We start from the raw sequence: 11,595 nt of genomic DNA on the forward strand, positions 1-11,595 counted from the left end.
CGCCGGACGCTAGGTCAAGGGTGACCCAATAATAGGTAAATTATCGGGACATAAGCCCTATCCCAGCAGGTCGGGCGTGTCGTAGCGGACCAGTACCGCGAACACCTCGTCAGGTGAGAAGGTCTCCGCGAGCACCGCAAGCCGCTCCAGGATCTCCGCCTCGTCGCTGTCCGGGTTCTCCGCCATGGTGGCGATCTCACCGACCAGGTCCTCTGCACCGCCGCGCATCTGGTCGTCGCCCGGCTTCTCGGCACCGCTCATGATTCCGCGCCCCCCATCACGTACCGGAAACCGAGATCGTCGTTCTGCGCGTCCACGTTGCCCCGCCCACGGTAGGCGGGGTGTGCCCGCCACCGCTCGTGCCGCCACGACCCGCCCTTCAGGATCCGCCGATTGTGGTGGCCGGGGGCGTAGTAGTCGAAGCACCACTCGAAGACGTTGCCGAGCATCTCCACCGGCAGCCGTTCCCGCTGCTGCGCCTCGGTGGCGTAGGTCCGGATCGGCGTGGTCGCCGGGAAGCCGGACTCAAGCGTGTTGCCGGCGTCGCCGGTGAGCGCGCCGGTCACGTCCGCGCAGTCGGTCAGCCCGAGCGAGTGCAGGCAGGCGGCCTCCCACTCGTTCTCCGACGGCAGCCGCACCGGGACGCCGTGCCGGTCGGCGAGCCAGGCGCAGAACGCGTTCGCCTCGAACCAGGAGACGCCGACCACCGGTTGCAGCGGATTGTTCAGCGCGGAACGTTGCCAGAACCGCGGGTGCCGGATCGGCCGGGCCTGCTGCGAGCGGGCGTACGCCACGATCTCCGTCTCGGACAGGTTTGCGAACCGGAGCAGGGCGGCCGCGGCCGCGGGGGTGGCCCGCCCCGCGCGCAGCAGCGTGACGATCTGGCCGAGGTCGCGGCGCAGATTGTCCTGGCGGCGGGTCCACTCGATCACCGACTGCTCGACGGCGCGGGAGTTGGTGACCCACTGCCAGCCCTCCGGCGTCCACCAGGCCTTGTCGTCGTACGCGCCCGCCTCGACGAACGCGCGGTACTCCAGGTTGGAGACCGGGAACCGGGAGATCTGGAAGCTGCCCAGCTCGACAGTGCGCGGCTCGCTGTCCGTGTCCGTCTCCGGCGCGTCGTCCCGCCCGCGGCGGCCGAGACGCCACTCCCCGGCTGGAACCGTGCTCATCGCCTCCGAGCCGCGGTAGCTCGGCGTCGGAAGCCGCCAGCCCAGCTCGCCGAGCGCCGCCATGATCGCGGCCCGCCGCGCCGGATCCCACTCGTCGACGAGGCTGTTCGCAAGCGACTCCCGGATCTCCTCGTCGACGCCGTGCCGGGCATCCGGCCCGGCCGCGAGGTAGGCGCGGGCGGCAAGCACCGGATCGACGCGCAGCAGCAGGCGCGGCACCTCCGGCCGCAACTGCGCCGCGAACTGGAAGAGCTCCTCATAGCGGTGCTCGGCGTAGGTGGGCGACAGCCGCCCGGGCGGCCGGCGATGGGAGGGCTGCCGCTCCTGCTCCGCGAGCGCGACGATCTCCTCGTCCGTGCACCCGGACGCCGCGAACAGATGCTGCAGCGACGGGTGGGTGAACCGGATGTCGCCGCGCTCCTCCTGCAGGATGTGGAAGTCCTCCGCGGTGTCAAGCGCCATCGCGGCCTTTGACGCGTCGCCGCCCGCCGCGGCGAGCGCGTTGTTGAGCACGCCGATCGCCCGGGCCGGCCGCATGGTGAGCAACGCGTTCCCACCGGGTACGGCCGGGAACGTCAGCTCCTTGGCCAGCGCCGCGAGCGCCTTGATCAGCGGGATGGTGTCAAGCACCGGCCACGGATTGGCGTAGTGGGTCCGCAGCGCGGGCGCGACCCGGCCCGGGACGAGATCGTCGTGCAGATTGTCCTGGTCGAAGTCGCGAAGCAGCGCCGCCGCGATCACCGTGCCGTACAGGCGGGCGCCGGTGGGTGCGACGCCGTCCGCGCCGGTCTCCAGGAACCTCCGCAGCCGGAACGGGCTTGAGTACAGCTTGGCGATCATGCCGTCGTCGTCGAGCGCGCGCTTGAGCCGGCGTGCCATCCGGGGATCGGCCTGGGTCGCGATCGCCACGATGTCGTCCTTGGACAGCGGCAGCAGACTCACCTCGGTCGGGGCCTCGTTACGCGGCGCCCGCATCGGGATCACCAGGTCCCGGGTGCGGCAGCTGACCACCACCTTGCTCGCGCCCGCCCCGAACAGCTCGGACATCACGTCCCGCCACCGCGTCATCCACTGCGGCAGCGGCAGTGACCGCATGCCGCCCTCGTTCAGCCCGTCCAGCAGCACCGTGCCGCCGTCCGCGAGGAAGGTGCGCAGGTCGCACCAGCGTGTAGGGTCGACGGCCGCGGCCCACTGGTGCGCAAGCCAGTCCATCGAGATGTCCGGCTGCGCGGGCTGGGCGGCGAGCGCCACGTAGAACGAGTTCGGCGGCCAGGGCCCGGCGCCCGGCTGCCGGAGCGAGCGCAGCGCCGACCCCGCATCGAAGTAGCGCAGCTGCTGGCTCTTCCCCGCGCCGGGCTCGCCGAGCAGCAGCACCAGCCGGCGGGTGCGCAGATCCTTCAGCACCGTGTCAAGCGCGCGCGGCTGCTCCGGCCGGATCGACGGCCGCTCCGACCGGGTCAGCCGCAGGTTGATGAACGGCCGGTTCGCCTCTTCCGCACCCCACCTGACCAGTCGAAATAGGTCGTAGTCGGCGCGGCTCTCGGCCCGGTCGGCGTGCAGTAGCTCGTCGTGCAGCGCGCGGGTGAGCGAGATGACCCGCAGCTCCTCCGGCCGGCGGAGCTGCTCGATCAGCTCGTGCCGGCCGGCCGCGTGCGGGATGCCCGGCAGCGGCGTCTCCGTGGGCAGGAAGGTCGGCAGCGGGCTGGACAGCAGGCCCGCCGGCCGGACGAGGTCGACAAGCGCCTGCGCCACCTGGGCCAGGTCGGGGTACCGGCCACTCCAGTGCAGCGTGACGTCCCGCGGCCACGGTGGCCCGTCGTCGGCGCCCGGGCGGTGCCGGTCGACCGCGATGGTGATCTGTGCGCGGTTCGCCAGCCGGGCCAGCGTGCCGAGCTCGCCGACGTCGAACTGTGGCTTCCGGGTCAGGACGACCAGGCACTCGATCGGCGGGCCGCTCTCACCGCCGACCGTGATCGCGTGCTCGCCGGACTCCCGCAGGTCCGACTGCAGCTGTTCGGCGGCCACCACCCGATCGCTCCACACGCCGAACGAGACCCGCGCGTTGCCCGTCAACTCGCCGCCCTCCCGAGACCGTCCGGCGCGCCCAGCAGCTCGATCTCTCGTAGCGTACCCGTGGCGGAGGGTGATAAGAGGCGGAGTCGGTCAACCGATCAACCACTTAGGAGGGTACGGACGGGCGCGGTCACGCCGGGTAGTGCCGGCCCAGATCGGAGGCGGCCATCCGGTCGAGAACACGATCGGGGAGCAGGCCGGACAGGCGGGTGAGCACCGCAGCGGACCGCCCGACCGTGTAACGGGTCCGGGGCTTCCGCTCCGTCACGGCCCGTGCGATCGTGCGGGCGGCCTCCTCGGCCGTGGAGCCCGCGGCGGTGAACGCGGCCACGTGCGCCGGGATCGCCTGCAGCAGCGCGCCGTACCGCTTGCTCTGGTCGCCGGTCAGCCGCGCGGTGACCCGGTCGACCGCACTCGGCCCGTGGCTCGCCATCGCGGTCTTGACGCCGCCCGGCTCGACCACCACCACCTGCACACCGTGCGGGCCCACCTCCTGGCGCAACGCGTCGCTCATCGCCTCAAGCGCGAACTTGCTTGCCGCGTACGGCCCGTACCCCGCGACGACGAATTTGCCGTTGAGGGAGCTGATGTTGACGATGCGGCCGCGGCTGCGCACCAGCGCGGGCAGCAGCGCCTGGGTGACCGCGACGTGGCCGAACAGGTTGACCTCGAAGATGCGCCGCCAGTCGTCGAGCGGCAGCACCTCGACCGGCCCGATGCCGCCGACCCCCGCGTTGTTGACCACCGCCCGCAGGGTGTGCCCCTCGATCCGCTCCGCGAGCGCCGCGACGTCCGAGGAGTCGGTGATGTCGAGGATGATCGGCTCGATGCCGGCCGCTCGGATGGCGTTGCCGTCGGCCTGCTGCCGCACCCCCGCCAGCACGTGAAATCCGCGTCGGGCCAGCTCACGGGCGGTGGCCGCACCCATTCCGGTAGACGCGCCGGTCACGACCACATGTTCCTGAGTTTCAGATGACGTTGTCACCCTTCCGAGTCTGGGGCGCTGAGATGACTTTGTCAACTGTCTGGGATGACGCTGTCATCAGCCGCTCGCTACCATGACCGGCATGGTCAGCCGCATCGAATCCGCCGCCGCCACCCGCCAGGCCCTCCTCGACGCCGCCGCTGATCTCCTCGACACCGGCGGCCTCGAGGCCGTGACGCTCCGCGCCGTGGGTGCCCGGGCCGGCGTGACGCGCGGCGCCCCCTACCGGCACTTCGCCGACAAGGAAAGCCTGCTCATCGCCGTCGGATCCGCCGCCTGGTCCCGGATCGCCGACCACTCCGCCACCCTGCGCGCCACCCCGGACCTGCCCCCCGCCGACAAGCTGCGCGCCGCCCTGGTCGCCCTGATCGACATCGGCCGTACCCAGCCCCACCTCTACCGCCTGATGTTCAGCAACCCGCCCGGCGACCCCGCCGCCCTGGCCCGTGCCGCCCGCCGCAGCCACGACGAGTTCCTCGCCATCGTCGGCGAGCTGGTGGGGGAGCAGTCCGCCCGCCGCTACGGCGCGCTGCTGATCGGCAGCGCCGGCGGCATCATCGGCATGGAGGTCAGCGGCCAACTCGCCGACCCCAAATGGTCCCAATCCCCCGAAGACCTCATCGACACGCTTGTCGACATGGTCGTCCACGCCAGGTGACCTGCCTGTCCTGTCTCGACGCACAGATCAACGTCCTTTCCCGCTTCCACGGAGGTGGCGGCCCGCATGCTCCCGACTCTGCTGCCCACTCGCGTGCGGTGGTCTGGGCCTGACGATCGAAGGGCTGGCATCGGAGTCGGGAGTGTGGCGGGTGGCTTTGGTTGGTCGGCGGTATCGCGACACGCGGAGGTGGCGCGGTCATCGTCTAAGCGGCGGCTGGTCTTCGCGGCTGCGGTCTGGGCGTTCGCAAGGGCGGGCATCGAGAGAGCGCGTGGTCGGGAGGGTGGGTTGATCTTGCCCTGGGTGGGCGCAAGGGCGGGCACCGGGAGAGCGCGTGGTCGGGAGGGTCGGTTGATCTTGGCCTGGGTGGGCGCAAGGGCGGGCACCGAGGCGGCGGTCGGCGGGAGGGGTGGTTGATCTTGCTCTGGGCGGTCGCAAGGGCCGGCATCGAAAGGGCGCGTGGTCGGGAGATCGGCTGATCTCGGCCTGGGCGGTCGCAAGGGCGGGCACCGAGGCGGCGGTCGGCGGGGGGCGTGGTTGATCTCGGTCTGGGCGGTCGCAAGGACCGGCACCGAAGCCGGGAGCTTGCCCGAAGGGTCAGTCGATCTTGGCTCTCGTGTGCCGCCGCGCCAGCGCCAGGGCAGTTCGGGCGCTCCGCGCCCGGGAGTGATTCATTGTGCGGGACCTCGCGTCCATATGGCGGGATGCAAGATCCTTGCGGCTCTGGTGGCCCTTATTGCGCTCGGATAGGGGCCACCAGGGCCGCAAGGATCTTGACGTGGGCCTTACTTGACCCTTCGGCGTTAGGATGAACGCACAAGGCGTCATCTATATGATGAAATGTCGGGCGCACAGCGCTCGAGCTGGAAATCGACCGAGGACCTGCATGAGGCGGGTCGTGACCGTGGACTGTGTCCTGACATCTTCGGATCCGGTGTGGCTCCGCGTTGGTGTCCGGCCCTGAGACCTGCCGAAGTGCCGCGACCGGCCCGCAGACCTGCGGAACTCGTGGCCTCGGTGCCGGTTCCTTGCGCCCACCCACGCCGCAGCCGCCTCGGCCCGCAGCCGCCTCGGCCCGCAGTCCTCCCGGCCCGCATCCGCTGAGACGACGGCCGGTGCTGCTCGCGCTCCGCAAGCGCAACGACCAGCCGAAACGACTCGCCACGCCCCAGCCCTCTTCGATCGTGGGTCCCCAGGCCGCCGGACGCGAATGGGCAACAGAGTCGCTTCCGCCGGTAAACCTCGCCAGGAGGGGGAGGCTCCGCTGGCGCTCCGCTTCCCACCTGGCATCGGAGCCGGTCCCGTGCCCTTCCCGAAAACCGTTCAGTTCCGCCACACCCGGCTATCGCCACTCCCAGTGGTTCCCCCGCGGATGTGTGGTCGCCTGCTCCTCGTGTCGCGTGATGGGGGAGCGCTGCAAGGCTCTAATGGCAGGACAGGACCAGGCCGGTGGGGAAGATGCAGCCGAACGTCGCGGTGAAGAGGACGGCGAACAGAGCGCGGGCGAGGAAGTTCAGGGGGTTGCGGCCACGCCAGGTGGCAGGGAGTACCTGTTCGACGAGGACGAAGGTGAACCAGAGCAGAGCGAGGCCCGGGATGATCAGCTCCCAGACGGTGTCGGCGAAAGGGCCGCCGTTGCCTGTGGAGTTGGGGCATTCGTCAGGCTGCATGCCGACGAAGCGGGACCAGCGGTAGCCCCATTCCAATGCGACGGCAAGCGCTCCGAACAGGACCGCGCCGACCAGGCAGGACCACAGGCCACTCAGGCGGGACGGCTGCTCCATGGGCGCTGATCCTAGAGAGTTGATTGCGAGTTCGCCGTCCGGGAGGCAGGCTGGCGGCATGCGATGGATTCTGCTTGCCGTCGGTGTGCTGCTCGTGCTCATGGGCGCGGTGTGGACGCTGCAAGGACTCAACGTGCTCGGCGGCAGCGCGATGAGTGGCGCCACGATGTGGGCGGTGATCGGCCCGATCGTGCTTGTCGTCGGCGTCGTGCTGGCGTGGCGTGGCGGTCGCCGGGCCCGGTGAGGTAACGGGACGCGCGGCCGCCGGGTTGATCAACCCGGCGGCCGCAGGAAACGCGCAGCCACCTCACTCGCGCTCGGTGGAGCCGCGCCGGATCGTCAGGCGATCGTGCAGGCGCTGCCGTTGAGGGTGAAGGCGGAGGGTTTCGACGCGCTGCCGGCGTGGGTGGCCTGGAAACCGAACGTCTGGGTGGCCCCGGCGCCGAGCGTGCCGTTGTAGGAGACGTTGCGGGCGGAGAGCGCACCGCTGGACGGGCTGATCGTGGCGTTCCAGGCGTTCGTCACGGTCTGGCCGGTGGGCAGGGTGAATGCGAGCGTCCAGCCGTCGACCGTGGCGGTGCCGGTGTTGGTGATCCCGACCGAGGCGGTGAGGCCGGTGCTCCACGAGTTGACCGTGTAGGAGACCCGGCAGGCGCCGGCCGGAGCGGTCGGGCCCGGTGTGGTCGGGGTCGGGGTCGGTGTGGTCGGGCCCGGCGTGGTCGGCGTGGGCGTGGCGGGGGTCGTCGTGTCGAGGCCGAGGAAGTGGATGGCGGCGGCCGCGTCGACCGGGATGTTGTGTGAGACGCCGGCCAGGCTGATGCCCTCGACCGGTGCCTGGTCGCCCGTGCCGCCGTAGCGGGTGCGCGTGTAGCCGGACTTGGGCGTGTCCGTGTACGACGGCGTCTGGGACAGGCCGTGCACATTGGTCCACTGCTTGATCTGCTCGCCGAAATTAGGATATTTCAGGGTTTCATCGTTCGTGCCGTGCCAGGTCTGCATGCGCGGCCGCCGCCCGGTGTATCCCGGGTACGCGTTCCGCACCAGGTCGCCCCACTGCTGCGGTGTCTTGGTGATCAGGCCGTTGGCGCAGTCGCTGTTCCACTCCGAGCCGTTTGTCGTGGCGAAGCATCCGAACGGTACGCCGGCGAACGCGGACCCGGCGCTGAACACGTCCGGATAGTCGCCGAGCAGCACGTTCGTCATCATCGCGCCTGATGACACCCCGGTCGCCACGATCTTGTCAGCGTCGACGGGGTAGCGCGCCCGCACGTAGTCGATCATCGACTTGATGCCGACCGGGTCGCTGCCGCCGTCCCGCCTGAGTGCCTGGGGGGAGGCGACGTCGAAGCACGCGCTGCTTCGCGTCACCGACGGGTAGATCACTATGTATCCGTACCGGTCGGCCAGCTCGTCGAACTGGCTGCCGTTGAAGAACGCGGGCCCGGTTCCGGTGCAGTAGTGCACCGCGACCAGCAGCCCCGGCTTCGCGGCCAGCTTGTCCGGCACGTAGAGATACATGCGTAGGTTGCTGGGATTCGTCCCGAAGGATGTCACCTCGTTCAAGGCGGCGGCGGACGCGGGCGTGGCCAGGCCGAGCGCACCGAGCAGCGCGACGAGCACTGCCGCGAGCGCGGTGGCGAAGGTGCGTCGAGATCTCATGGGCAGGTCCCTCGATAAGTCGGGAGTACGCGACAGCTCCAGCGAGGGCTGCCCGGCGCCCCGCCGCTCCCGGCCCAGGAGCATCGATAAGTATCTACGCCGTGCAGGGTTTGCGCCACCCTGCCCGCACGGTCGCCGGCCGGGAGGTCCGCGGCTCGCTAACACTGTTCTTCGACGCACTTTGCTGTAACGCGTTGCCATAGTGTGTGAGACACACTATCGTGGTGAGCATGACAATGGACGCGACGCTCTCAAGTCACCTGCAGGAGCTGCGCCGTGGCACGGTCGTCGTCGCGAGCCTCACCGTGCTGCGCGAGCCCGGCTACGGCTACTCGCTGCTGGAGACGCTGGCCACGGCCGGCTTCGAGGTGGAGGCGAACACGCTTTATCCGCTGCTGCGCCGCCTGGAGGCGCAGGGCCTGCTCAGCAGCGCGTGGAACACGGATGAGGCCCGGCCGCGCAAGTTCTACACGACCACCCCGGAGGGCGCGGCCATCGCGAACGCGCTCCGCACCGAGTGGTCCCGCCTCGACAACGCCATCACCGACCTGGACACCCCTGGGAGCCCCGCATGACCACGCTCATCGACCGCTACGTCACCACCGCGCTGCGCCGCCTCCCCGAGGGGCAGCGCGCCGACATTGACCGTGAGCTGCGCGCCTCCATCGAGGACGCGGTGGAGGCCCGCATCGACGCGGGTGCGCCACGCGACGCGGCAGTGGAGAGCACGCTGCTTGAGCTCGGTGATCCGGACAGGCTGGCCGACAGATATACCGACCGGCCACAGCACCTGATCGGCCCGGAACTGTTCCCGTTCTGGCGCCGCATGATGGTTCTGCTGTTCACGATCGTGCTGCCGATCGTCGTGGTCGTCACCACTGTGATCCAGCTACTCGACGAGCCGGAGATAGGAAAGGTCATCGGCGGCATCGTCACCACGATCATCTCGGTCGGCACGCACATGGGCTTCTGGACCACCGCAACGTTCGCGCTGATGGAGCGCGTCGGCCTGGACCAGCGGGCGCTGCGCGGGCCGTGGACGCTCAAGGACCTCCCGGAGTACGAGCCGTCCCGTCTCGGCCAGAGCCACCTCGTGCCGGCCATGGCCTGGCCGGTGCTGCTGATCACCGCGCTGGTGCTGCAGCAGTTCACGTTCACCGACGTCCCCGTCCTCGACCCGGCGAACTGGTCGTTCTGGTGGCCGTACCTCATCGTGGTTCTCGGCTTGGAGATCGCCTGGACGATCCAGGTCTTCCGCACCGGCGTCTACACCCGCGCACTCGCCGCGACGAACGCGGTGCTCGCGCTGCTCTTCGCGGCCCCGGTGGTCTGGCTCGCGGCCGGCGACCGGATCTTCAACCCGGCGTTCCCCGGCCTCGAGGCCGGCGGCGAGCCCCGCCACTGGGCGACCCTGGCCGTGATCGTCACGTTCGCCATCGCGGCGGTCTGGGACATCGTCGAGATCGCGGTCCGCGCCGAGCGGACCCGCCGTGGCCTCCCTGTCAAGGTCCCCGGCACCGGCACCATCTGATCACCCGGTGGGGTGCACCGTTATACGGTGCACCCCATGCGTCTGTCCGTCGGCTGTGCGATGTGGACCCTCAAGCCCTGGCAGGGACGGTTCCTGCCGCACCCGTCCACGGCCGCGGAACGGCTGCGCGCCTACGCCGGCTGGTGCGACGCGGTCGAGGGCAACACCACGTTCTACGCCACGCCGTCCCGCGAGACCACCGCCACCTGGGCCGCGCAGACGCCGGAGTCGTTCCGGTTCGTCCTCAAGCTCCCCAAACCGGTCACCCACGAACACCGTCTGGCCGCGTCCGGCGCCGAGCCGCTCCGGGCGTTCCTGCACGCGATCGAGCCGCTCGGCCCGCGCGTGCACGCGCTCTGGATCCAGCTGCCCGGCTCGTTCGCGCCCGCTGACGTACCCGCGCTCCAGTCCTTTCTGCGCCGCCTGCCCGCGACCTACCGCTACGCCGTAGAGGTCCGCCACCAGGGCTTTTTCGACGAGCCGGGCCTGCTCTCGTCGGCGCTCGCACCGTTCGGGGCCGAGTGGGTCCCGTTCGACACCACCACGTTCTTCGCGGCCCGCCCGACAAGCGACGCCGAGCGCGAGGCCTGGACCAAGAAGCCGCGCATGCCGCTGCGCACCGAGGCGCTTACCGACCGCCCGATCGTCCGCTACCTCGGCCGCGACAAAACCGACGAAACCGTCGCCGGCTGGCAGCGCTGGGTCACGGTCACCGCGGACTGGCTCCGCGAGGGCCGCTCACCCACGGTCTTCCTGCACACCCCCGACAACGCCGACGCCCCCGACCTCGCCCGCCGCTTCCACGCCGAGGTCCGCGCCCTGATCCCGGCCCTGCACCCCCTCCCGGACCCCGAGCCGATCGGCCCCCTCACCCTCTTCTGACCGCCCCCACCCGCCACCCCGAAGATCAAAAACTTCCAGGGCCTGTCCCGCCTCCGCGGTGGCCCAGCCCCGCGAGCTCCCGCGGCCGTCGGATCCGTGGGCGCCCGGAAACCCCACCGCGGCTCTTCGCCCATGCCACGGCGAAACCTGCTCCGGAGCGACGCGCGGAGCGCCAGCGGAGCCCAGCGCTCCGTTTTGCCCCGCGGTAGCGACTCCATTGCCCGTTCGGGCGCGGCGACCTGGGGCCTAGCGATCGCCGGGCTTGGCATCGAGGTCAGGAGTGCGGCGGGTCGTTCCGGCTGGTCGGCGGTCTCGCGACACGCGGGGGCAGCACGGTCATCGTCTAAGCGGCGGCTGGTCAGTGCGGCTCGGCCTGGGTGGTCGCAAGGGCTGGCACCGAGAGAGCAGGCGGGGCCGGAAGGGGCGGTTGATCTTGGCGTGGGTAGTCGCAAGGGCCGACATCGAAGCCGGGGGCTGGCGGGCGGGGCGTTTGACCTCGGCTTGGGTGGTCGCAAGGGCTGGCGCCGAAGCCGGGGGCTGGCGGGCGGGGCGTTTGATCTTGGCCTGGGTAGTCGCAAGGGCCGGCGCCGAAGCCGGGGGGCTGGCGGGCGGGGCGGCTGACCTCGGCCTGGTTGGTCGCAAGGGCTGGCACCGAAGCCGGGAGCTGCCGAAGGATCAGTCGATCTTGGCTCTCGCGTGTTGCCGCGCCAGGGTCACGGCAGTTCGGGCGCTCCGCGCCGCGATGGGTTCGTGTGTGGGATCTCGCGTCCATCTGGCGGGATGCAAGATCCTTGCGGCTCTGGTGGCCCTTATCGCGCTCAAATAAGGGCCACCAGAGCCGCAAGGATCTT

The 11,595-nt window shown here is 70.5% G+C and carries 10 protein-coding genes; 5 read left to right on the top strand and 5 right to left on the bottom strand.

Features of this window, described 5'->3' with window-relative positions; translation table 11 throughout:
• Positions 1-57 precede the first annotated feature (57 nt).
• The 3 genes from ACIA8K_RS39485 to ACIA8K_RS39495 all read right to left on the bottom strand — a co-directional run bounded on the left by ACIA8K_RS39485 (position 58) and on the right by ACIA8K_RS39495 (position 4,194).
• Positions 58-261, bottom strand: a complete 204-nt coding sequence (locus ACIA8K_RS39485; protein ID WP_396068627.1) for a hypothetical protein — start codon at positions 259-261, stop codon at positions 58-60.
• Entirely contained in the window at positions 258-3,245 is a 2,988-nt protein-coding gene (locus ACIA8K_RS39490) for a formylglycine-generating enzyme family protein (protein WP_396068628.1), read from the bottom strand. Before ACIA8K_RS39490 ends, ACIA8K_RS39485 begins: the two co-directional genes overlap by 4 nt.
• A gap of 130 nt (positions 3,246-3,375) precedes the next feature.
• Positions 3,376-4,194, bottom strand: coding sequence for an SDR family oxidoreductase (locus tag ACIA8K_RS39495; RefSeq protein WP_396068629.1), 819 nt, complete (start codon positions 4,192-4,194; stop codon positions 3,376-3,378).
• A gap of 118 nt (positions 4,195-4,312) precedes the next feature.
• Here ACIA8K_RS39495 and ACIA8K_RS39500 point away from each other — a divergent pair, with 118 nt between their 5' ends.
• The gene (locus ACIA8K_RS39500) at positions 4,313-4,888 is read left to right on the top strand and encodes a TetR/AcrR family transcriptional regulator (RefSeq protein ID WP_396068630.1); all 576 of its coding nucleotides are present in this window, start codon (positions 4,313-4,315) and stop codon (positions 4,886-4,888) included.
• Positions 4,889-6,312: 1,424 nt separating this feature from the next.
• On the opposite strand, the gene ACIA8K_RS39505 is transcribed toward ACIA8K_RS39500, so the two are convergent.
• A complete protein-coding gene (locus tag ACIA8K_RS39505; RefSeq protein ID WP_396068631.1) occupies positions 6,313-6,672 on the bottom strand; it encodes a hypothetical protein in 360 nt (119 codons plus the stop codon).
• A gap of 58 nt (positions 6,673-6,730) precedes the next feature.
• Between ACIA8K_RS39505 and ACIA8K_RS39510 the strand changes: the two genes are divergently transcribed.
• Positions 6,731-6,916: a hypothetical protein gene (locus ACIA8K_RS39510; RefSeq protein WP_396068632.1), complete on the top strand. Its 186-nt coding sequence runs from the start codon at positions 6,731-6,733 to the stop codon at positions 6,914-6,916.
• A gap of 95 nt (positions 6,917-7,011) precedes the next feature.
• Here ACIA8K_RS39510 and ACIA8K_RS39515 read toward each other — a convergent pair whose 3' ends face one another.
• On the bottom strand, positions 7,012-8,331 hold the full coding sequence (locus ACIA8K_RS39515; RefSeq protein ID WP_396068633.1) for a PHB depolymerase family esterase: 1,320 nt from the start codon (positions 8,329-8,331) through the stop codon (positions 7,012-7,014).
• A gap of 230 nt (positions 8,332-8,561) precedes the next feature.
• Between ACIA8K_RS39515 and ACIA8K_RS39520 the strand changes: the two genes are divergently transcribed.
• Genes ACIA8K_RS39520 through ACIA8K_RS39530 form a run of 3 tightly spaced genes read left to right on the top strand, consistent with a single transcriptional unit; the run spans position 8,562 to position 10,744 of the window.
• Entirely contained in the window at positions 8,562-8,906 is a 345-nt protein-coding gene (locus ACIA8K_RS39520; RefSeq protein ID WP_396068634.1) for a PadR family transcriptional regulator, read from the top strand.
• The gene (locus ACIA8K_RS39525) at positions 8,903-9,862 is read left to right on the top strand and encodes a permease prefix domain 1-containing protein (protein ID WP_396068635.1); all 960 of its coding nucleotides are present in this window, start codon (positions 8,903-8,905) and stop codon (positions 9,860-9,862) included. Before ACIA8K_RS39520 ends, ACIA8K_RS39525 begins: the two co-directional genes overlap by 4 nt.
• 60 nt (positions 9,863-9,922) lie before the next feature.
• A complete protein-coding gene (locus tag ACIA8K_RS39530) occupies positions 9,923-10,744 on the top strand; it encodes a DUF72 domain-containing protein (RefSeq protein WP_396068636.1) in 822 nt (273 codons plus the stop codon).
• The last annotated feature ends 851 nt before the right edge of the window (positions 10,745-11,595 follow it).

The organism is Catenuloplanes sp. NPDC051500, from assembly GCF_044454585.1.
GTDB lineage: Bacteria > Actinomycetota > Actinomycetes > Mycobacteriales > Micromonosporaceae > Catenuloplanes.

Excerpts from the sequence above, each read along its gene's own strand:
- ACIA8K_RS39485 (WP_396068627.1), bottom strand. The coding sequence starts at position 261 with ATGAGCGGTGCCGAGAAGCCGGGCGACGACCAGATGCGCGGCGGTGCA.
- ACIA8K_RS39500 (WP_396068630.1), top strand. The coding sequence starts at position 4,313 with ATGGTCAGCCGCATCGAATCCGCCGCCGCCACCCGCCAGGCCCTCCTC.
- ACIA8K_RS39505 (WP_396068631.1), bottom strand. The coding sequence starts at position 6,672 with ATGGAGCAGCCGTCCCGCCTGAGTGGCCTGTGGTCCTGCCTGGTCGGC.
- ACIA8K_RS39510 (WP_396068632.1), top strand. The coding sequence starts at position 6,731 with ATGCGATGGATTCTGCTTGCCGTCGGTGTGCTGCTCGTGCTCATGGGC.
- ACIA8K_RS39515 (WP_396068633.1), bottom strand. The coding sequence starts at position 8,331 with ATGAGATCTCGACGCACCTTCGCCACCGCGCTCGCGGCAGTGCTCGTC.
- ACIA8K_RS39520 (WP_396068634.1), top strand. The coding sequence starts at position 8,562 with ATGACAATGGACGCGACGCTCTCAAGTCACCTGCAGGAGCTGCGCCGT.
- ACIA8K_RS39525 (WP_396068635.1), top strand. The coding sequence starts at position 8,903 with ATGACCACGCTCATCGACCGCTACGTCACCACCGCGCTGCGCCGCCTC.
- ACIA8K_RS39530 (WP_396068636.1), top strand. The coding sequence starts at position 9,923 with ATGTGGACCCTCAAGCCCTGGCAGGGACGGTTCCTGCCGCACCCGTCC.